This is a genomic window from Sphingobacterium anhuiense (assembly GCF_042686355.1).
In the GTDB taxonomy this organism is placed as follows: domain Bacteria; phylum Bacteroidota; class Bacteroidia; order Sphingobacteriales; family Sphingobacteriaceae; genus Sphingobacterium; species Sphingobacterium anhuiense.
In genome coordinates this window covers 822590-842611 of the sequence record NZ_JBHUPE010000004.1, presented here as the reverse complement: position 1 = coordinate 842611, position 20022 = coordinate 822590, and the positions used below count along the sequence as shown (strand labels likewise).

General features: G+C 37.6%; 22 protein-coding genes. 9 read left to right on the top strand and 13 right to left on the bottom strand.

The genetic code is table 11. The features are described 5' to 3' along the window. Positions 1-363 precede the first annotated feature (363 nt). From ACFS6I_RS09190 to ACFS6I_RS09160, 7 genes are all read right to left on the bottom strand, one after another. Complete coding sequence (locus ACFS6I_RS09190) at positions 364-603, bottom strand: hypothetical protein (protein WP_132768188.1); 240 nt, start codon at positions 601-603, stop codon at positions 364-366. A 54-nt stretch (positions 604-657) separates the two neighbouring features. After that, the gene (locus ACFS6I_RS09185; protein WP_132768190.1) at positions 658-1383 is read right to left on the bottom strand and encodes a tRNA threonylcarbamoyladenosine dehydratase; all 726 of its coding nucleotides are present in this window, start codon (positions 1381-1383) and stop codon (positions 658-660) included. 3 nt (positions 1384-1386) lie between these two features. After that, positions 1387-2043: a TatD family hydrolase gene (locus tag ACFS6I_RS09180; RefSeq protein WP_380919822.1), complete on the bottom strand. Its 657-nt coding sequence runs from the start codon at positions 2041-2043 to the stop codon at positions 1387-1389. A 66-nt stretch (positions 2044-2109) separates the two neighbouring features. After that, on the bottom strand, positions 2110-3396 hold the full coding sequence (locus ACFS6I_RS09175) for an anthranilate synthase component I family protein (protein WP_380919820.1): 1287 nt from the start codon (positions 3394-3396) through the stop codon (positions 2110-2112). Positions 3397-3399: 3 nt separating this feature from the next. Then, a complete protein-coding gene (locus tag ACFS6I_RS09170) occupies positions 3400-4677 on the bottom strand; it encodes an adenylosuccinate synthase (protein WP_132768196.1) in 1278 nt (425 codons plus the stop codon). 126 nt (positions 4678-4803) lie between these two features. Further along, a complete protein-coding gene (locus tag ACFS6I_RS09165; RefSeq protein WP_021190674.1) occupies positions 4804-5292 on the bottom strand; it encodes a Fur family transcriptional regulator in 489 nt (162 codons plus the stop codon). A gap of 83 nt (positions 5293-5375) precedes the next feature. After that, positions 5376-7592, bottom strand: coding sequence for a RelA/SpoT family protein (locus ACFS6I_RS09160; RefSeq protein ID WP_380919817.1), 2217 nt, complete (start codon positions 7590-7592; stop codon positions 5376-5378). A gap of 149 nt (positions 7593-7741) precedes the next feature. On the opposite strand from ACFS6I_RS09160, the gene ACFS6I_RS09155 reads away from it, so the two are divergent. From ACFS6I_RS09155 to ACFS6I_RS09135, 5 genes are all read left to right on the top strand, one after another. Further along, on the top strand, positions 7742-8380 hold the full coding sequence (locus tag ACFS6I_RS09155; RefSeq protein ID WP_183913043.1) for a DUF4294 domain-containing protein: 639 nt from the start codon (positions 7742-7744) through the stop codon (positions 8378-8380). A gap of 13 nt (positions 8381-8393) precedes the next feature. Then, positions 8394-8888, top strand: a complete 495-nt coding sequence (locus ACFS6I_RS09150; RefSeq protein WP_380919814.1) for a glutathione peroxidase — start codon at positions 8394-8396, stop codon at positions 8886-8888. 67 nt (positions 8889-8955) lie between these two features. Further along, the gene (bshB1, locus tag ACFS6I_RS09145; protein WP_132768963.1) at positions 8956-9681 is read left to right on the top strand and encodes a bacillithiol biosynthesis deacetylase BshB1; all 726 of its coding nucleotides are present in this window, start codon (positions 8956-8958) and stop codon (positions 9679-9681) included. A 73-nt stretch (positions 9682-9754) separates the two neighbouring features. Continuing rightward, positions 9755-10135: a diacylglycerol kinase family protein gene (locus ACFS6I_RS09140; protein WP_021188194.1), complete on the top strand. Its 381-nt coding sequence runs from the start codon at positions 9755-9757 to the stop codon at positions 10133-10135. After that, positions 10126-10569 carry a GNAT family N-acetyltransferase gene (locus ACFS6I_RS09135; protein WP_380919812.1) on the top strand — a complete coding sequence of 148 codons (444 nt, stop codon included), beginning with the start codon at positions 10126-10128 and terminating at the stop codon, positions 10567-10569. The genes ACFS6I_RS09140 and ACFS6I_RS09135 overlap by 10 nt, the downstream gene beginning before the upstream one ends. Here the strand turns inward: ACFS6I_RS09135 and ACFS6I_RS09130 are convergent. The 6 genes from ACFS6I_RS09130 to ACFS6I_RS09105 all read right to left on the bottom strand — a co-directional run bounded on the left by ACFS6I_RS09130 (position 10566) and on the right by ACFS6I_RS09105 (position 15727). Next, entirely contained in the window at positions 10566-10856 is a 291-nt protein-coding gene (locus ACFS6I_RS09130; protein WP_380919810.1) for a hypothetical protein, read from the bottom strand. The two genes, ACFS6I_RS09135 and ACFS6I_RS09130, sit on opposite strands and share 4 nt — an antisense overlap. An 81-nt stretch (positions 10857-10937) precedes the next feature. Continuing rightward, positions 10938-12173 carry a PQQ-dependent sugar dehydrogenase gene (locus ACFS6I_RS09125; protein ID WP_380919808.1) on the bottom strand — a complete coding sequence of 412 codons (1236 nt, stop codon included), beginning with the start codon at positions 12171-12173 and terminating at the stop codon, positions 10938-10940. Between the two features lie 73 nt (positions 12174-12246). Beyond that, positions 12247-13056 carry a phosphate ABC transporter ATP-binding protein gene (locus ACFS6I_RS09120; RefSeq protein ID WP_132768206.1) on the bottom strand — a complete coding sequence of 270 codons (810 nt, stop codon included), beginning with the start codon at positions 13054-13056 and terminating at the stop codon, positions 12247-12249. Further along, complete coding sequence (locus ACFS6I_RS09115) at positions 13011-13865, bottom strand: PstA family ABC transporter permease (protein WP_132768208.1); 855 nt, start codon at positions 13863-13865, stop codon at positions 13011-13013. The genes ACFS6I_RS09120 and ACFS6I_RS09115 overlap by 46 nt, the downstream gene beginning before the upstream one ends. Then, positions 13858-14754, bottom strand: a complete 897-nt coding sequence (gene pstC / locus ACFS6I_RS09110; RefSeq protein ID WP_021188200.1) for a phosphate ABC transporter permease subunit PstC — start codon at positions 14752-14754, stop codon at positions 13858-13860. The genes ACFS6I_RS09115 and pstC overlap by 8 nt, the downstream gene beginning before the upstream one ends. Before the next feature lies 1 nt (position 14755). Next, the gene (locus ACFS6I_RS09105) at positions 14756-15727 is read right to left on the bottom strand and encodes a PstS family phosphate ABC transporter substrate-binding protein (protein ID WP_132768210.1); all 972 of its coding nucleotides are present in this window, start codon (positions 15725-15727) and stop codon (positions 14756-14758) included. Positions 15728-15872: 145 nt separating this feature from the next. Between ACFS6I_RS09105 and ACFS6I_RS09100 the strand changes: the two genes are divergently transcribed. From ACFS6I_RS09100 to ACFS6I_RS09085, 4 genes are read left to right on the top strand one after another with little or no spacing between them, the layout of a single operon-like run. Further along, on the top strand, positions 15873-17975 hold the full coding sequence (locus ACFS6I_RS09100) for a HEPN domain-containing protein (RefSeq protein WP_346598217.1): 2103 nt from the start codon (positions 15873-15875) through the stop codon (positions 17973-17975). A 15-nt stretch (positions 17976-17990) separates the two neighbouring features. After that, positions 17991-18749 (top strand): uroporphyrinogen-III C-methyltransferase, encoded by a 759-nt coding sequence (cobA, locus tag ACFS6I_RS09095; RefSeq protein ID WP_132768214.1) that lies wholly within the window; start codon positions 17991-17993, stop codon positions 18747-18749. Beyond that, on the top strand, positions 18750-19331 hold the full coding sequence (locus ACFS6I_RS09090) for a precorrin-2 dehydrogenase/sirohydrochlorin ferrochelatase family protein (RefSeq protein WP_346582149.1): 582 nt from the start codon (positions 18750-18752) through the stop codon (positions 19329-19331). Then, positions 19321-20022, top strand: coding sequence for a phosphoadenylyl-sulfate reductase (locus ACFS6I_RS09085; protein ID WP_346582148.1), 702 nt, complete (start codon positions 19321-19323; stop codon positions 20020-20022). Before ACFS6I_RS09090 ends, ACFS6I_RS09085 begins: the two co-directional genes overlap by 11 nt.

Here is a 20022-nt window from a genome sequence, read left to right as displayed (position 1 = left end):
GCTCGTAATCTCAAAGAAATCCCGAACATCTCTCAAAAAAAAGTCGATCATTCCTAGTATATGATTAAAACATACAACAGATCGCCATCACTATGTCTCTACAATAGATCAGATTAGTTGAAAACAAGAGATTTAAGCAATTTAATCCACCAGGACAAACCTTTGCTAGATTGGTCTAACAGAACTCTTTAAATCGCTTAAAATTAGCTTCAATATAAAGCGGTTAATTTTCAGAATGTGCTGTTTTATAGATATATTGATCAATAGATTGCGACAGTAATTTCAAGGATATATGCCTCAGAATCTTATTGCAGAAAAAAGTAATGTTTAAATGCCTTTGAAAATAATAGGATTGTTAGAAAATTACATAAACAGCATAACTTCAGGATGTTTAAGGATCGTTTTGATCAAAGGTTTTGTTTCTCCCTCAATAATGGTTTTGTAGTGCGGTTCTGGAATGAAAAGTTTAAAGGTTTTCTTTTCAATTTTTATAACAAAAATTGCACCGTGTACCACCTGCTTATCATCGATAACCATTGAAAATTCATCAACCGGTTGATTAGCAAGCTTATTCTTTTCAACTAATTTTATAAGTTTTTCCATAGCCAAAACTACATATTCTCGTCAATATAATGCGATATATTGACGAGAATATCATTAATTTTTAGCGATTAAATCTCTTAATGCAACGGAAGCGATTGCTCCTCCGAATGCGGCTGGCAGATAAGACATCGTTCCGTATGCAGATTTCTTATAGTTACTGCCATCGGTATACAATAGGGATGCTTTATCTGGCAATTCTGTAGAAAATACTGCTTTAAAACCACTTCTTATCCCATGTTTATATAACTTTTTACGGATATGATGAGCAAGTTTACAATTATAGGTTTCTCCTATATCGGCAATTTCTATTTTTGTAGGATCCATTTTTCCCCCAGCTCCCATAGAACTTACAAAACGAACTTTACGCTCTAGAGCCTGACGGATAAAAAATAATTTTGGCGTGATACTATCAATTGCTTCCACTGCATAGTCAGGATTAAGATCCAATAGATCGGAAATCTTTTCAGGAAGAACGAAATCTTCAACAATAGTCAAATCCAGCTCAGGATTTATAGATAACAACCGATCGCGCATGATCTGTGCTTTAGATTGACCATGGTTGGTTGCCAATGCTGGTAGCTGTCTGTTTCTATTAGAAGGATCTACAGTGTCGCCATCAATGATGGTCATTTTGCCAACACCGCCACGGCAGATAAATTCCGCTGCAAACGATCCTACGCCTCCCAATCCCAAAACCATGACATGAGAATTTGCCAATTTTTCTAAAGCTTCACGCCCCACTAATGCCTCTGTACGCGATAGCCAAGTTAAGTCTTTCATATTTTACTCAAATACAAGTTGATAGTTTCTTATTATGTTTTCTTTTAATTCATTTATTGATATCTTTTTCAATTGTGCTGCATAAGCGTACAATTCTCTGATATCGGCATGCGCATCATCGGTCTCCAAAAAGAGCTGTTCAAGAGGAGTCGCTACAAGCGTTTCATCTAATTTTCCCGTGAGAATTGATGAACCAAAGGAGAGGTAATATCCTTTTTTAAGCAATTGCTCAGCAAGTTCTTTATTCTTGTTAAATCCATGAAAAATGGTGTGACCTGTGAAATTTTCACTTTTTAAAACTTGCTGTACTTCGTCAAAAGCACGGACGCAATGAATGATCAATGGCTTACCGTATTCTTTTGCTAAGCTAACTTGTTTTTGAAAAACGTCTTGCTGCACATTTAGGGGCACAGATATTACTTTATCCATACCACATTCCCCGACAGCTAGAATTTCTTGATCAAGAAGCAATTCTTGCAGGATCGATATGCCTTTAAAAGGGTCACTTTCACTGATGTGCCATGGGTGTAACCCCGCAGTTACTGGCGGTAAATAATGATCATCTGGATCAGCATTCAGTATAAGATTAAATACGTCAAAGCGTTCAGTCTCTGATGAGTGATGCTGATGGGTATGGATATCAATATATATCTGTGTCATAATCAGGCGCAAATTTCAGAAAAAAAAATGATGTTTGAGAATTTTATCTACTAAAGATATAGATATTTATTGAATATGTATATCAAGAACTTGCAACATTCCATTTGCCTTTAACAAGCATTCTTGATATTCGTCTTCAGCATTTGCCTGAACGGTAATAGCACCGCCTGTCTGAAAGGACAGATATTTACTTTGTGCATTGTATAAAATGGTCCGGATCACAACATTGAAATCAAAATCACCTTCAGGACCGAAATAACCGATGGATCCTGCATATAAGGAGCGTCTTGTTGCTTCAACTTGATCACAGATCTGCATGGCAGCAATTTTAGGAGCTCCGGTCATTGAACCAGCAGGGAAGGTATTTTTAATAACTTCAACATCCGCTACTTTTTCATCGATTTCACAGGTAATGGTCGAAATCATCTGATGAACGAGTTTAAATGTCTGAATTTCGAACAGACGATCTGCTTTGACAGATTTTGGTACTGCGCTTTTCGTGAGATCATTGCGAACTAAATCTACAATCATCACATTTTCAGCAATTTCTTTCGTAGAGTTTAACATGCCTTGGACGATCTTTTGATCTTCTTCAACAGTTTTTCCTCGCTTTGCAGTTCCTTTTATAGGTTGGGAAATGAGCTGTTGATTCCTTTTCGCCAGAAATCTTTCTGGAGATGCGGAAAGGATGTACTTCTTGTTGAATTTAAAAAATGCCGCAAACGGCGTAGGGGAGATGCTGTTCAATTTTTCAAATGCCGCTACGGGATTTAAGTTGACCTGATCAGCATAAAACTCCTGGCAGAGGTTGACTTCGTAAATATCTCCTCTTTGGATATGATCTTGCATTTTATTAAATGCAAGCATGTATTCAGCCTTAGACCATCTGGTCTGTATCTGGCCATCAAAACCCACAGAACCGGTCTGCCATGTAAAATCTAAAATGGTTTGATAGATTTGAGCAGGATTTTCAGCTGTTATCCAAACGGTATTTCCAATTGTTTTGATCGTAACTGCAGGAACAAAGAAATAGGCTAATGGAAATCCTAAAGGATCATCATGATGTGTTTCCAGTTCTTCGATCTCATTCTTCAGATCGTACGAAAAAAAACCAGGAATATAAGTATCTGGATAATCGTCTATAAATTTCTGAACATCCTGAAGAGTATTACCGGAAGTCGAGGTGTAAGAGGAAGTTGCTTTTACTGCAATTAAGCAGTCAAATGCACTCCACTGATCGCTATGTCCATTGGAATGGAGATAAGCTACTTCATCAAATTGCGCTGCCCATTGCAGCGCTTTTTGATGAAAATTATTCGTTGAATCTATAACAAAATTGTCTTCGACCCGCATTAACTATTTAGTCAATTTTAATGTTTGTTTACGATCTGGACCAACAGAAAGGAACGTGATAGGCACTTCTAATGCTTTCTCTAGATACGTAATGTAATTTTGTAATGCTGCAGGGATTTCACTTTGTTGAGTGATACCAGTCAGATCTTGATTCCAGCCGTCGATTTCTTCAAGAATAGGCTCAGCCTCGTTCGTGATAATCTCATATGGCATGTAATCGATTACTTTTCCTTCATGTTTGTAGTGTGTACAAACTTTGATTTTTTCGAAAGTATCCAGCACATCAGCTTTCATCATGATCAATTCGGTAACACCGTTTAACATGATGGCATATTTTAAAGCAGGAATATCAATCCAACCAGTACGACGTGCGCGACCTGTTGTTGCTCCAAATTCATGACCTAATTTACGTAAGTTTTCACCTACTTCATCATGTAATTCAGTCGGGAATGGGCCTCCACCTACGCGAGTAGCATAAGCTTTGAAGATACCATATACTGCACCAATTTTATTTGGAGCAATACCTAAACCTGTACATGCGCCCGCTGTAGTTGTGTTTGAAGATGTAACGAATGGATAAGAACCAAAGTCAACATCTAACAAAGTACCTTGAGCACCTTCTGCCAATACTTTTTTACCATCCTTTAAATATTGATTGACTAAATGTTCTGAATCAACATGTGGAATAGTTTTAATGAATTCGATAGCAGCTAAGAAAGCTTCTTCTTTTTCAGAGAAATCAGGGATTTCACCGTAGTGTGATAAAATAGAAAGGTGTTTTTCTCTCAATTTTTCGTAACGTTCTTTGAAATCTGGCAATGTAGTATCACCCACACGTAGGCCATTACGACCTGTTTTATCCATATAGGTAGGACCAATACCTTTTAAGGTAGAACCAATTTTACCGTCACCCATTTTTGATTCTGAAGCAGCATCTAGTAACTGGTGAGTAGGAAGGATTAAATGCGCTTTACGAGCTAACACTAAATTTCCTTTACCTACTGGATCAAATCCAGCAGTTTTTAAATTGTCTAGTTCTCTCTTTAAGATAATCGGGTCGATAACAACACCATTTCCGATTAGGTTAAGAGTTCCTTCATTGAAGATACCCGAAGGGATCGTGTTTAAAACGAATTTTTTGTTATCAAACTCCAATGTGTGTCCGGCGTTAGGGCCGCCTTGGAAACGAGCAATTAAATCGTATTGTGGACAAAATACATCAACGATTTTACCTTTACCTTCGTCTCCCCATTGTAAGCCCAAAAGCACATCAACTTGCATAGCTTTTAAAGTATTGTGATTAAGAATTTATGTTAATTTTTTGAATTATCTAAAAACAAAATGTTCAGAAAAATGAGCAAATCATTTTCTGAACAAATGTACTATTATATTTCGCCAATCCTGAGATTAATTTGAAATAACCTCTTCTTTTGCTTTTGAGGCAGCGATTTTTTGTTGGCAATCATTACAAACACCATACAGATTTAACGAGTGATGTTTAATATCGAATTTTAATAAATCACCCATTAAGCTTTGAATCTGGTTGATACGTGGATCACAAAATTCCACCACGATATTACATTCAATACAAATGACGTGATCGTGTTGTTTAAAGCCATAGGATTTTTCAAATTGAGCCATATTGCGCCCAAATTGATGTTTAGTAACTAAGTCACAGGATACCAACAATTCTAACGTGTTGTATACAGTGGCACGGCTAACTCGGTATTTTTTATTCTTCATATGGATGTACAATGATTCTACATCAAAGTGATCTGTACGGGAATAAATTTCTTCTAAAATAGCATAACGCTCTGGAGTTTTTCTCAGATTTTTATTTTCTAAGTAAGCTTCAAAGATCTTTTTTACTGTTGCGTAATTTTCAGCTGCGTTCATATTAATCAATAAGATTCTTTACAAATTTACCAATTTTGATTCAATTATCGTAGTATTAAAAAAATGTGATATTCAGCTGATGTTTAACTCTCAGATTCATATCGTGAAACAGTGGTAATGCCGCGTACTTGTTTAAGCGTTTTCATGAGATTTTCCAATTGTTCTGTATCATTTACAAAGACCATAATATGTCCTTCAAAGATTCCTTCGTTACTGGTAATACTTAAGGAGCGAATATTAACTTTAAACTCCTGAGATATGACGGTGGTGATCTTATTGACCAAACCAACATCATCGATACCGACAATACGTAATCCGGTCAAGAAAGAAACATCCGTTTGGGATGTCCATTTAGCCTTCATAATGCGGTAACCGTAGTTCGCCATTAATTTGGATGCATTTGGACAGCTGGTACGGTGTATTTTTATACCGTCGTTTACAGTCAAAAATCCAAATACATCATCTCCAGGTATTGGGTTACAACAAGGAGCAAGGGTGTAATCGATTTTCTGCAAATCATCACCTAACAAGAGGGTATCCTGATCTTTTTTACTGAATTTCTCTACTAAACCACCAATATGTGTATTAAATTGGGTGCTTTGGGTACTCAATGTCGCATCGTTGTTTTTCTCGTGCGCCACAAATTCGCGCAATTGTTTAATATCAACGAGTCCTTTGGCTACATTATAAAACAGATCCTGCGAACTTGGAAATTTAAGGAAATTCGCAATTTTATTAATATTATCAGTGTTATAGGTAATCTTTAACGTTTTCAGCTTACGCTCCAGAATTTCTTTACCATCTTCCGCCACACGACGTCTTTCTTCTTTCAGTGAAGAACGGATTTTGGATTTTGCTTTTGCTGTCACGACAAAATTCAACCAGTCTTCTTTTGGTGTCTGTTTGCTCGATGTTATGATCTCTACTTGATCACCATTTTGCAAAACATGACTTAAAGGCACCAATTTATGGTTGACTTTTGCACCGATACAGGTTGCTCCGATATCCGAGTGGATTTCAAAGGCAAAATCTAATGCAGTGGCTTCATGTGGCAGTTGAATAAGGGCTCCTTTTGGCGTGAAAATAAAGATCTCATCGGAGAACAAATTCATTTTAAAGTCGTCCACAAAGTCCAGTGCATTCTGTTCCGGATTGCTCAGTACATCTCTAATTTTTTTGATCCACTGGTCTAATCCACTGTCCGAATTGGATTCTTTATATTTCCAGTGTGCCGCAAAACCTTTCTCCGCAATTTCATTCATGCGGCTGGTTCTGATCTGAACTTCGACCCATTGACCACGAGGTCCCATAACCGTGGTATGTAGAGACTCATACCCATTACCTTTAGGTGATGATACCCAGTCCCTTAAGCGATCAGGGTTTGGGCGGTACAGATCGGTTACAATAGAATACACTTTCCAACATTCTGTTTTTTCACGCTCATCATCGGTATCGATGACAATACGGATGGCAAATAAATCGTAAACCTCTTCGAAAGGAATCGATTTTTTACGCATCTTGGTCCAGATGGAATGAATGGATTTGGGTCTGCCGAAAATTTGCGCTGTTATACCTTGTTCCTGTAATATTTCTTGCACAGGCTGAATAAAGTCGGAGATAAATTTCTCTCTTTCCGCCTTTTTTTCGTTAAGTTTTCGAGCGATAAACTTGTAGGTGTCGGGATCTGTGAACTTCATGGATAAGTCTTCCAATTCAGACTTGATCGCATATAAACCCAGTCTATGTGCCAATGGAGCATATAAATAACTGGTTTCTGAAGCAATTTTCAATTGCTTATCACGTGCCATAAATTCCATGGTACGCATGTTATGCAGGCGATCCGCTAGTTTGATCAAAATAACACGGACATCATCTGCCAATGTTAATAACATCTTACGGAAATTTTCTGCCTGCATGGAACTGTTCGGATCAAAAATTCCCGAAATTTTTGTCAGTCCATCAATGATACGACGCACTTTTTTACCAAACATCTGCTCGATCTCATCGAGTGTAATGTTGGTATCTTCAACCACATCGTGTAAGAGGGCACAAACTATTGAAGTTGTACCTAAACCAATTTCTTCTGCAGCAATCTGAGCTACGGCAATCGGATGGAAAATATAAGGTTCGCCAGATTTTCGACGCATTTCTTTGTGACTTTCTAATGCGAGATCAAATGCTTTTCTGATCATCTGCTTGTCACCTCGTTGCATCGTTGGTTTACATGCGCGTAGTAATGCTCGGTATCTTTTACGTATTTCTTTATTTTCTGCTTCTATATCAATCACATAATCTTTCATAAACTTGCAGTTGCATTATGATTTTAAAAATACATTTCTTAAATTAGTTATTGTTAATTTAAAGGAATAAATAGTAAACCCGATTTATTTTTATTAAATGTAATAATTTTTTAATACTATTGACAAAAAAAGACAATTTTTAAATTGTAATGATCAGAATAAACTTACGCTGGATACTATCTTTACTTGCTTTTATCCCTTTTTTTGGGATGTCTCAAGCACTGACAGTACCGCTCTACGGGGAGGGGCAGCAACAAGTAATTGAAGAGTATAATATGACCACATTAGAGAGTGGCGAGAGGCTTCCTTGGTTCTTAATTCCAGAGGTCAAAATATCAAAACCAAGAATATGGACTTCGGAAGATGCTAAAAAACAGTACCTAAGGCTAAGACGAAATGTGTTAAGGGTATTGCCTTATGCTATATTTGCTCAAAAAAGATATGATCAATTAGACCGGGAACTTGCATTGGTTTCTGATAAAAAAGAACAGAAAAAGTTGATCGAAACATGTGAGAATGAAGTAAAGTCGATGTTTAATCGGGAAATTAAAAATATGAGTATTACACAGGGGAAAATTCTCATTAAACTTATAGACCGACAAACAGGACATTCGAGCTATGAAATGGTGAAACAGATGAAAGGTGGGTTATCTGCTTTTTTATACCAAGGGGTAGCTAAAATATTTGGACATAACCTAAAAAGTACTTACGATCCGAGAGAAGATTTTGAAATAGAAAATATCATTAGAGAATTTCAAAAAACGAGAAGAGATCCACAGTATTTTTAAAAATTATTAATTTATGAAGACAGTTTATGATTTTAAAGCCCTACAGTTCAATGGTCAAGAAAAATCATTAGCTGACTATAAGGGAAAAGTATTACTCATTGTAAATACGGCCAGCCAATGCCTGTTTACGAGCCAATTTAAATCCTTAGAAAAACTTTACCAGACCTATAAAAATGACGGTTTTGAAATTCTTGCTTTCCCATCTAATAATTTTGGAAAACAGGAACCACTAACTGGTTATACGTTAGAGACTTTTTGTAAAATTAACCAACAAGTTCATTTTTCTGTTTTTAAACGTACACATGTGGTTGGCGAATATGCCTCGCCCTTGTATCGTTATCTGGCTCAAAAGGAGGAAAATGGACATGTTTCGAGTAAACCACTATGGAATTTTCACAAATATCTGATCAATAAAAATGGAGAGGTAGTCGACTATTTTTACTCAACAACCTCACCAACGGCGTCTAGAATCAAAAAACGTGTTGAGCAATTATTATCTGAAGGGTAGAAAGAACGAAATGTTTACTACTTTTGTCTATATTTAGTTGGTTAAACATTGAAAATAGACTCGCATGATAAAACTTGATTTATTAGTAATTACTGTGCATCCGGATGATGCAGAATTAGGGGCCGGAGGTACAATAGCAAAATATGTTGCTGCGGGTAAAAAAGTAGGTATTGTAGATCTTACGAGAGGGGAACTTGGTACTCGCGGTACTGCTGAAACCAGAGATCGTGAAGCAAACGATGCAGCAGCAATATTGGGCTTAACGGTAAGAGATAACTTAGCGCTACGTGATGGTTTTTTCAATAATAGTGAAGAAGATAAGCTTGCTGTCATTCAGGCGATCCGTAAATATCAACCAGAAATTATAATCACAAATGCCATTACTGACCGCCATCCTGATCATGGCAGAGCAGGTCACATGGTGAATGAAGCATGCTTTTTGGCAGGTCTAAGGAAAATAGAAACGATTGCAGACGGAATTTTACAAGAAGCTCACCGTCCTAGATTGGTGCTGCAGATGATTCAGGATTATTATATTAAACCTGATATTGTACTGGATATTACGGATTATTATACGATCAAGGAAAAATCAATACTAGCGTATAAAACACAGTTTTATACAGGCGAAGACACGAATCTCGACGAACCGCAGACCTATATTTCGAATCCCGATTTTATGGAATCTACAGCTGCAAGGGCGCGTGAATTTGGTAGATCGATACAGGTAAAATATGCTGAAGGGTTTACGGCAAAGAAAATATTAGGTGTTGATGATATATTTCATCTGATTTAATTTAAAATAATCAAATAAAAGCCGTTTCTTTATTATATTAAGAAACGGCTTTTGCTTTTACAGCATATATTACATGAAAAATCAACAATTCTCGCTACAGGATCGAATAAAAAGTTTTGCATATGCATTCAATGGTTTCAAAATACTGTTGATAGAAGAACATAATGCGCGTATTCATGTAGCGGCAACTATTGTGACCATTGTTGCTGGAATTTACTTTGATATCGCCGCGATTGAATGGATGATCATCTTACTCTGTATTGGTGCTGTTTTTGCGCTTGAAATAATTAATTCCGCTATTGAAAATCTTGCGGATTTGGTTTGTCAGGAAAAGAATGATTTTGTAAAAAAAGCGAAAGATCTAGCAGCTGCCGCAGTATTAACAGCAGCGATCGTTTCTGTGGTTATAGCAATGTTCATTTTTGTTCCAAAAATAATGGCGATATGGTTTTAATTAGGGCTTACGAGCTACGGGATCGGGATGTCGTACTCAATATTATGCAAGAAAATATTCCAGCTTACTTTGCTCAGGATGAAAAAGAGGATTTGAAGTATTATCTGGATTTTGAGATGCAGCAGTTTTTTGTTCTTGAAGTAGACAATAGAGTGGTGGCATGCAGTGGCATTACCGTTGAGCCGGAAGAGAATAGGGCTGTAATCTGTTGGGATATGGTTCTTCCTGCAGAACAGGGTAAGGGATATGGCAAAAAGTTGCTGGAACACCGTATAGCAATTTTAAAAGAGCTGAAAACGATCGACCGCATCATTGTCCGTACTTCGCAACGTACTTATCTATTTTATCAGAAAAATGGCTTTGTTTTAAACCAGATTGTAAAAGATTACTGGGCGAAAGATTTTGACTTATACAGTATGGAATTGCTCTCTTAATCAAGTAAATTAAATAAAAAAGAGATCAATATAAAAAGAGGGATAATTAGAGCGGCAATGATATTGAATCTGAATTTTGGAATTTCGTTTTTACGGTATAAGAAAACAGATTCTACTATTAAATAGATCATCCATAGGAGCAAAAAGATTCCCATATAAAAAATTATAGCTAAGCTATCGGCTGTACCGCAACGTCTATTTGGATCTAACTGGGACATACCGATGGGAATGGCCATAAATAAAAGAATGATCAATGCGACTATTCTGATTAGAACGTGTTTTGTCATACCATCTTTTTTATTAATACACATACATAAAAAAAGGTAACCTTTCTGGTTACCTTTAACTGTTTTTTACAATCGAAATTGTTATTTCTTTTTGTCAATTTTATAAAGACGTCCTAGATCTGTAATGGCATAAAGCGCTCCATCTTTACCTTGTGTGATATCTCTGAAGCGTTGTCCTTCTTTTGCTAATAATCTCTCTTCACCAACGACTTTATTATCCTTAATAACGAGACGGGCAATATGCGTACTGCTTAGTCCACTGATGAATAGATTGTTTTTCCATTCAGGAATGGCATCTCCTGTATAGAATGTAATACCGCTAGGTGATAATACGGGATCCCAGTAATAAACCGGTTGCTCTAATCCTTCTTTTTGTTGGATAGGTTCTCCAATTTTTTCACCACTGTACTCTAAACCGTAAGTAATGATTGGCCAGCCGTAGTTTTTGCCAGGCTCGATACGGTTCAATTCATCTCCACCGCGAGGGCCAAATTCTGTCTCCCATAAATCACCCGTTTCAGGATGAAGTGCCAACCCTTGAACATTTCTATGCCCGTAACTGTAAATTTCTGGTCTTACATCTGCTTTCCCTGCAAACGGATTACCCGCTGCTGGAGTGCCATCTGTTGTTATTCTAACAATCTTGCCTAATCCTGATTTTAGATCTTGTGCCTGAGGTCTGGTGGCTAAATCTGAACGTTCACCCGTACTTACAATTAAATTGCCTGATTTATCAAATAGGATACGCCCACCATAATGTAGTTTACCTTTGTACTTTGGTGTAGCGCGGTAAATAACTGCGACATTTTCAACTGTCTTCTCATCTGCGGCTAATTTTCCTTTCCCGACAGCTGTTAGGTTTCCTTCGGCACTTGGCTCAGAAAAAACAAAATAGATCATTCGGTTTGTTTCAAAATTAGGGTCTATCGTTAGTCCTAATAAACCACCTTGACCATCTGTGTCTACTTTAGGTAGACCTGTTATCGGTTCAGAAACTTTACCGTCAGCAGTTGCTATTCTAAAGGTTCCTTCTTTTTCGGTAATGAGTAAACGTCCGTCCGTTAAAGATGCAATTCCCCAAGGAGACTTCAATGTTGTATTGAGTACAACTCCTTCAAATGGTGTAGTCGTTTTTACAGCAGCGATACGAGTCTGACCTTCAAAGGCAGGTTTATATTTTGTATTTGCCGCATTCGTTTCTACAGGAGGATATATACTATCTACTGTATTATTGTTCGTTTCAGCACCTGTAGTACCGTTAGAACAAGAATATAATGCGAAAGAACTAATCAGGATTGTGGCTAATTTACTTTTCATAGACAAATTTAATTGTTTCATATTATATAAAAATATAAATAATTTATTTAAAAATTACATGCAAAGCGTATTATCATGAAATAAAGCCTTTTACATACTGACGTGTAATTTCATGTTTGGGATTTAACAGTACTTCTTCTGTTTTTCCAAATTCAAGAATTTCCCCGCCATAAACAAAGATGATATAATCCGAAACACGGCGTGCCTGTCTCAGAATATGCGTAACCAATACAATGGTATAATCTTTCTTGAGTTCAATAAGTAGATTTTCGATCGTCTGCGTCGATATTGGATCTAGTGCAGAGGTCGATTCATCGCCTAATATAATCTCAGGCTTGACAGCGAGCCCACGTGCCAGGCATAGGCGCTGCTGCTGTCCAATGGAAAGCCGCGTAGCGGATTGATCCAGCCGATCTTTCACTTCTTCCCAAAGTCCGACATTCTTCAACTGTGTTTCTACGATTTCATTTAATTCCTTCTTTCCTCTTGTCCCATGGATGCGAGGGCCATAAGCGACATTGTCATATATCGACATCGGCAGCGGAAATGGTTTTTGAGAAAGTAAGCCCATTTTTTTTCGAATATGTGTTACTTCGGCATTTGGGGCATATATATCTTCACCATTGACAAATACAGAGCCTGACACCTGAACTCCTTTCGTATCATCAATAAGCCGGTTTAAGGTTTTCAGTAATGTCGTTTTCCCACAACCAGAGGGACCAATGATCGAGGTAATGCTGTTATTAGGCAACGACAGATTGATGTTTTTCAAAATATGATGACCGTCAATATGAATATTCAAATCCTGTATCTGAATATGCGGTTGAATAGCCGGTCTTACAATTTGTGTTTGTTCTGTTTCGATGATAGGATGTGCGTGCATATGACAATAATTAGAATAATAAAAGTTAAGATAAGTGCTGATGCGTAAGCACGGCCTTGAACTTCTGGAATAGGACTGCTCAACTGGAAGAAGATCGCTAATGGCAATGTTGCGGCGGGTTCGTCAATATAACGGGGTAAATTGTCGCTAAATCCTGTTGTTAACAAAACTCCGGCAACATCTCCGATAGATCTTCCAAATGCAAGTAAGATTGCGGTAAATATTCCTTGTTTAATGTGTAAAATAAAAACTTTTGCGACTTCCCATTTGGTCGCACCTAAAGATAAAGTAACATGTTTTAAGTCTGTGGGAACTGTTTTGATGATTTCATCGACTGTTCGCACCACAATGGGTATCGTTAGCAGTGTAATGGTGATAATTCCACCTAAAAGAGATGCGCGGATGCCAAAATAAACCATAATGGTAAATCCTACAGCTCCATATACGATAGAAGGAATTCCGTATAGGATATCAAACATTAATTTCGAGTACTGCGCTAGTCTCGATGATGTTTTGATATATATATTTAAGTATAAGGCGATCGGCACACCGATTAAGGTCGCCAATATAGTTGCTACACCTGCAAGGTATAGGGATCCTAATATGGCATTTAAAATACCACCTTCTTTACCCATGTAAAAGCCGCCCTTTGGTAATTGACTCACCATTTCCCAAGATAAATAAGGTAAACCTTTATATAAGATGGTGCCGATTATAAAAAAAAGTGAACCGGTAACCAACATTCCGGAAAGATGCATGAAACCTTTTGCAACTTTCTCTTTAAAAAGTCTTGTTTTAAGATTATCCATTATGCTTGCCCTCCAATCTGTTTAATATGATGCGTGAAATGAGGTTGAATCCGAAAATAATAACGAAAAGGAGTAAGGCTGAAAACATCAGTGCCGAATCGTATAATGGAATTGACATCATTTCCCCAAAATTGTTTGCAATGAGTGCGGGAATAGGATAACCAGCATCAAATATGGATGTCGGTATTTTGGGAACATTACCACAGACCATCAAAACTGCAATTGTTTCGCCGAATGCTCTGGAGATCGCCAATACAATTGCTGCTATTATACCAGGTTTTGCTCTTCTAAGTATGACTTTTTGGGCAGTTTCCCATTTGGTAGCGCCCAAAGACAGTGATGCTGCTTTAAGTTCTGCCGGTACCGTTTTTAAAACCTCGACCATAATGCTGATCATGATCGGGAAAATCATCACTGCGAGTACGATTCCTCCAGCTAAAACAGTGTAACCCGAAGTCGAAACAGCAAAAATGGGCGCAATATAAGATTGTATTGCAGGTACGATAAATAATACACCCCAAACCCCGTATAACACAGGAGGAATGGCTGCCAGAACATTGATAAGCGGTAATATGACATTTTTCAAGGTGTCTGACGCATACTCTGTTAAATAAATAGAGGTTAAGATACAAAGTGGGCATGAAATCAATAGCGCAACCAATGTGACACTAAGTGTGCCCATAATAAAGGGTAGGAAACCAAAACTTCCTTTCATAGGTGCCCACACATGATTTGTCAATAGTTCAAGAATGTTAAAAGATTCAAATAAGGGTACTGATTTAAAAGTCAGTCCGATACCGATTATAATGACAACTGAAAGTGAAATGAGCAACAAAACAAAACTAACCTGTTTTGCGATTGCATTTTTTAATAACCTTGTTTTTAGCATATTACAGTTTAATCAGTTCTTTATTAATTAACGACTCTGTTAATGGCACATATCCATTTTCCAATAAATAACTCTGCGATTTTTTCTTTAGCACAAATGAAATGAATTCTTTAACGAGCAAATTATCAGGCTTCCCTTTTGTGATAAACGAAAGATCTCTGGCTGGTGGGCTAGGGTAATGGTTGTTACTCACAGCATCCGTTAAATCATCTATGGTACTATAAAAATCTTCGTTTTCACTGATGTGCCCATCTGCATTTAGATCGATTGGCAAGACATCAATTTTATCCATAACTTTTTTTGTTTTTAAGTCATAGACGTAATTGATGTTGTTAAATCCTATGGCATTTTTATCGTCTTTAATTGCCTGTGCAATTCCTGGATCACCAAAGATTCCCACGCCTTTTAAATCCTCCTGCTTACTTTTAAAGAAATTGGCCCAAGTTTCAGCGGCACCGGCGGCATCAGCACGTGTGTACACGATCACCGGATCTTTTGAAAATCGCGCGTCTATCTCGTTCCAGGTTTTATATTTTTTATTGATAAAGATATTTTTGAGTTCCGCATGGGTCAGACCACGTTCTTTAAGTAGGGTGTAATTTGGATTTTCGGCATTAATGGTACAGATCACAGCATCTTTAGCAACATGGATAGGAAAGGCGCCTTTTGCTATTTCCTGCGGATGAAGATCGCGGGAAATAAGTCCGATGTCGACCATGCCGGTCAATGCATCTGCAATTCCTTTGCCTGCTCCGCCAGCTGAAATATTAAAGCGCACATGTGGATGTTCCTTTTTAAACTCTTCACTCCATAAGACTACTAAAGGATAGAGTGCAAACGCTCCAGATAAGGAAATATTACCTTCAAATCCTCTTTCTTTTGTATAGCCATTCTCTATTTTAGGAGCACACGCGTTATTCGTAAGTAACAACAATAAGCTTAAGATAAGTATATTACGGTTGTTTTTTTTCATTTTATCTATCTCTATAGGATTGGTCTACAATAATATTTTTGACAAATATATATTAATTTAATAGATTTTATAGATTATATAGTTTTTTTTTCTACTTTTGAACCAAATAGAAGAGAATACAGACCAATAAATAGAATTTCAGCATATGCAAAGTTTCCGTACAGAGCTTGAAAACCCTGTGGTTGAGCAAGAGATTATTGATTTAGAAAAGAAAATTAGACTTTTTCAGGAAGGGAAAATTACGGATGAAAAATTTCGTTCATTGCGCCTTGCAAGAGGGGTTTACGGTCAACGTCAACCTGGAGTGCAAATGGTGCGTATTAAATTACCTTTTGGAAAAGCAACTTTCAAACAAGTGATTAAAATATCTGATGTATCGGATGAATATGCGATTCGCAATCTGCATATCACGACCCGTCAGGATATTCAGATACACTTTGTTAGTCTAGATCGCACACCAGAGTTATGGGCCAAATTGGCAGAGGATGATATTACTTTACGTGAAGCCTGTGGTAATACTGTGCGTAACGTAACGGCATCACCTACAGCCGGAATAGATCCAAAAGAACCTTTTGATGTTTCTCCGTATGCGCAGGCCGTTTTCGAATTTTGTTTAAGAAACCCGATCTGTGCGGAAATGGGTCGTAAATTTAAAATGTCATTTTCTTCATCAGATGATGATACTGCTTTTTCATATATCCATGATCTTGGCTTTATTCCTAAAATACAACTTATTGATGGTAAAGAAGAACGTGGTTTTAAAGTTCTGTTAGGTGGTGGATTGGGTTCTCAACCTTTTCTAGCGCACTTGGTACATGAATTTTTACATGAAGATCAGTTGATTCCGTTTGTTGAGTCTTCTTTACGTGTATTTGACCGCTATGGCGAGCGTAATAATAGAAATAAAGCACGCTTTAAATACCTGATCCAAAAATTGGGTATTGATGAAGTGTTAAGATTAATTGCTGAGGAACGCGTTGCTAATAATGTAAAATCTTTTCAGATCAACCGCGATACAATCACGCAACCGACTCCACCGGATACAGATGCCGTGGAAAGTTTATCTTTGGATTTAGATCCGGATTACCTGATCTGGAAGTCAACAAATACTTTTGAGCAAAAGCAGCAAGGTTTTTATGGTGTATTTGCTAAAATATCTACGGGCGATCTTCCAACTGAAAAAGCGCGAGTTTTGGTTGCTGGACTGGAAGGTCTGGTTGCCGATGAAATTCGTTTCACTCAGAATCAGGGATTGTTGCTTAAGTATGCTACCGAGAAAACGCTTCCTCATATTTTTAAATTATTGACGAAGCTTGAGTTGGCTTCTCCTGGATTTGAAAGCACGTCTGATGTGACCACCTGTCCAGGAACGGATACATGTAATCTGGGTATTTCAAACAGTACAGAGATGGCACGGGTTATTGAGTCGTACATTCGTGATTTTTATGCCGATTTTGTTTACAACCGTGAACTGAAGATCAAAATTTCAGGCTGTATGAACTCTTGCGGACAGCATGGATTGGCGCATCTGGGTTTTCATGGAAGTTCTGTAAAAGCAAACGGTAAAGTCGTTCCTGCTGCACAGGTCATGATCGGTGGTGGTACTGTTGGTGATGGTGTAGGTCGAGTGGCCGAAAGAATTATCAAAGTACCGACCAAAAGAGTGCTGCACGTGGTTGACCTGGTTTTAACGGATTATAAAAAGAATGTTCAGGAAGGTGAAAACTTTCATGCTTACTATGACCGTCAGACCAAAAACTATTTCTACACCTTATTGAAACCTCTGGCTGATCTAACAACACTATCTGATGATGAATATATTGATTGGGGTCATCAGGAAACTTTTGAAACAGCGATCGGTGTGGGTGAGTGTGCGGGTGTCATGATTGATCTTGTTGCTACTTTGATCTTTGAAGCTGAAGAAAAAAGAGCTTGGGCGGTTTCTGCTCTTGAGGAGAAAAAGTATGCGGATGCTATTTATCATGCCTACAGTACTTTTATTGGCTGTGCTAAAGCATTATTATTGGATAAAGGTGTTAATGTGAGTTCACAGCATGCTGTGATCCAGGAGTTCCAAGCGCAATTTGTGGAGCAACATATTTTTGAATTAGAAACTACGTTCCCAGAACTGGTTTTGCAAATAAATAAGAATGAGCCTACTCCAGAGTTTGCTGAAAACTACCTTGAGAGCTTAAATACATTCTTTAACGCTGTGTATGAGTATAGAAATGCGGTGAAAGTTAATTAATGAGGAGGATAGAAGATGAATATTAAACCAAAAGTAACTTTGGTCGGAGCGGGTCCTGGTGATCCTGAATTGATCAGCTTAAAAGGTATAAAAGCTATAAAGGCCGCGGATGTAATTTTATACGATGCTTTAGTGGATGAGAGTTTATTGGATTTTGCCAGTGCGAACTGCACGAAGGTATATGTTGGGAAAAGAGCGGAACAGCTTTCTACTTCACAGGATCAGATCAACCAGTTACTGGTCGATTATGCGCTGACTCATGGTCATGTGGTGCGATTAAAAGGCGGAGATCCATTTGTATTTGGACGTGGTGGTGAAGAACTTGATTTTATTAATCAATATGATATCGAAACAGCGGTTATTCCGGGTATATCCTCTAGTATCGGATTAACGGGCCTGCAAAAGATTCCTTTAACTTACCGCGGTATAAGTGAAAGTTTTTGGGTGATCACGGGTTCTACAACTGAAGGGAAACTCTCAGAGGACTTGTATGCAGCTGTTAAAACAAATGCAACAGTAGTCGTGCTGATGGGATTTGGTAAGCTAACAGAAATAGTCGCATTATACAAACAGCATGGTAAAGAAAATCTGCCTATTGCATTGATTCAAAATGGCTCTATGCCAAATGAAAAAATTATTATCGGTACGATTGACGATATACTGGACGAAACTCAGGAAAAACGCATTGGTGTACCGGCTATTATTGTTTTGGGCGAAGTTGTTTCTAAGCATCCGAATTTTAAACATATTATAGAAAAATACGCAACTGTTTAAATGAATACGCTATTTCCAATTTTTGTCAAGCCAGATCAGATTCACATTTTATTAGTGGGAGGTGGACCGATCGGGTTAGAGAAATTTCAAGCAATCATTCAGAATAATGATAAAGCGCATATAACAGTAATTGCGACTAAAATATGTCATGAATTTAAAATCATCATGACGCAATATAAGCATATCGTTTTTGAAGAGCGTGATTTTGTGGAATCGGATCTTGATGAAAAACATCTCGTGATGCTGGCAACAAACAATCATGAACTTAATGATCAAATAAGAGCGTTAGCGAGTTCAAAACATATTTTGCTAAATGCGGCAGATAAACCGGAACTATGTGACTTCTATCTGGGATCGATCGTTAAAAAAGGTAATTTGAAAATTGCGATTTCAACGAACGGTAAATCCCCGACAATTGCAAAAAGAGTAAAGGAGTTTTTACAGGAAATGCTTCCTGAGGAGATTGATGAAACATTGGAATTGATGAGCCAATTGCGGAATCAATTAAAAGGTGATTTTCAGTCAAAAGTCACGGCGCTGAATAAACATACAAAATCATTAGTTGAGAGAGATGGAAATTAGTGGAATTAAAGAACTTTTATCAGGAAAACAGGGAGCGGATCTGCTTCAGGTTATTACTGAACAATATCCTGATCAGGTTGTATTTTCGACATCTTTCGGTATCGAAGATCAGATTATTACAGATTGGATAGGAAAGAGCAAAGTGAATATCAGGGTTTTTACTTTGGATACGGGAAGACTTTTTAAGGAGACTTATTCGTTATGGAGCAGAACTGCTGAGCGCTATGCGCTAAAAATTGATACGTACTACCCGAATACCGAAAAGGTTCAGGAATTTGTTTCTGAAAAGGGACCGAACTCATTTTATGAGTCTGTTGAAAATAGAAAATCTTGTTGCTACATACGCAAAATAGAGCCTTTACAGCGGGCTTTGCGAGGTGCCAAAATTTGGATAACAGGAATTAGAGCGGAGCAATCGGCGAATCGTCACGATATGGAGTATATCGAGTATGATGAGGGGAATGATATTATCAAAATTCATCCGCTATTTGACTGGACTTTTGAGATGGTTACCAATTATATTAAAAGCGAGCGTATACCTTACAATATACTGCACGATAAGGGTTTTCCGAGCATCGGATGTGAGCCCTGTACCCGGGCTGTTCAGGAGGGTGAAGATTTTCGCGCCGGCCGATGGTGGTGGGAAGATCAGAGTAAAAAAGAGTGTGGATTACATGTGACAACAAAATAA

What these genes read in the sequence shown, in the direction of transcription:
- ACFS6I_RS09190 (WP_132768188.1), bottom strand. Translation starts at nt 603, where the DNA reads ATGGAAAAACTTATAAAATTAGTTGAAAAGAATAAGCTTGCTAATCAA.
- ACFS6I_RS09185 (WP_132768190.1), bottom strand. Translation starts at nt 1,383, where the DNA reads ATGAAAGACTTAACTTGGCTATCGCGTACAGAGGCATTAGTGGGGCGT.
- ACFS6I_RS09180 (WP_380919822.1), bottom strand. Translation starts at nt 2,043, where the DNA reads ATGACACAGATATATATTGATATCCATACCCATCAGCATCACTCATCA.
- ACFS6I_RS09175 (WP_380919820.1), bottom strand. Translation starts at nt 3,396, where the DNA reads ATGCGGGTCGAAGACAATTTTGTTATAGATTCAACGAATAATTTTCAT.
- ACFS6I_RS09170 (WP_132768196.1), bottom strand. Translation starts at nt 4,677, where the DNA reads ATGCAAGTTGATGTGCTTTTGGGCTTACAATGGGGAGACGAAGGTAAA.
- ACFS6I_RS09165 (WP_021190674.1), bottom strand. Translation starts at nt 5,292, where the DNA reads ATGAACGCAGCTGAAAATTACGCAACAGTAAAAAAGATCTTTGAAGCT.
- ACFS6I_RS09160 (WP_380919817.1), bottom strand. Translation starts at nt 7,592, where the DNA reads ATGAAAGATTATGTGATTGATATAGAAGCAGAAAATAAAGAAATACGT.
- ACFS6I_RS09155 (WP_183913043.1), top strand. Translation starts at nt 7,742, where the DNA reads ATGATCAGAATAAACTTACGCTGGATACTATCTTTACTTGCTTTTATC.
- ACFS6I_RS09150 (WP_380919814.1), top strand. Translation starts at nt 8,394, where the DNA reads ATGAAGACAGTTTATGATTTTAAAGCCCTACAGTTCAATGGTCAAGAA.
- ACFS6I_RS09140 (WP_021188194.1), top strand. Translation starts at nt 9,755, where the DNA reads ATGAAAAATCAACAATTCTCGCTACAGGATCGAATAAAAAGTTTTGCA.
- ACFS6I_RS09135 (WP_380919812.1), top strand. Translation starts at nt 10,126, where the DNA reads ATGGTTTTAATTAGGGCTTACGAGCTACGGGATCGGGATGTCGTACTC.
- ACFS6I_RS09130 (WP_380919810.1), bottom strand. Translation starts at nt 10,856, where the DNA reads ATGACAAAACACGTTCTAATCAGAATAGTCGCATTGATCATTCTTTTA.
- ACFS6I_RS09125 (WP_380919808.1), bottom strand. Translation starts at nt 12,173, where the DNA reads ATGAAAAGTAAATTAGCCACAATCCTGATTAGTTCTTTCGCATTATAT.
- ACFS6I_RS09120 (WP_132768206.1), bottom strand. Translation starts at nt 13,056, where the DNA reads ATGCACGCACATCCTATCATCGAAACAGAACAAACACAAATTGTAAGA.
- ACFS6I_RS09115 (WP_132768208.1), bottom strand. Translation starts at nt 13,865, where the DNA reads ATGGATAATCTTAAAACAAGACTTTTTAAAGAGAAAGTTGCAAAAGGT.
- pstC (WP_021188200.1), bottom strand. Translation starts at nt 14,754, where the DNA reads ATGCTAAAAACAAGGTTATTAAAAAATGCAATCGCAAAACAGGTTAGT.
- ACFS6I_RS09105 (WP_132768210.1), bottom strand. Translation starts at nt 15,727, where the DNA reads ATGAAAAAAAACAACCGTAATATACTTATCTTAAGCTTATTGTTGTTA.
- ACFS6I_RS09100 (WP_346598217.1), top strand. Translation starts at nt 15,873, where the DNA reads ATGCAAAGTTTCCGTACAGAGCTTGAAAACCCTGTGGTTGAGCAAGAG.
- cobA (WP_132768214.1), top strand. Translation starts at nt 17,991, where the DNA reads ATGAATATTAAACCAAAAGTAACTTTGGTCGGAGCGGGTCCTGGTGAT.
- ACFS6I_RS09090 (WP_346582149.1), top strand. Translation starts at nt 18,750, where the DNA reads ATGAATACGCTATTTCCAATTTTTGTCAAGCCAGATCAGATTCACATT.
- ACFS6I_RS09085 (WP_346582148.1), top strand. Translation starts at nt 19,321, where the DNA reads ATGGAAATTAGTGGAATTAAAGAACTTTTATCAGGAAAACAGGGAGCG.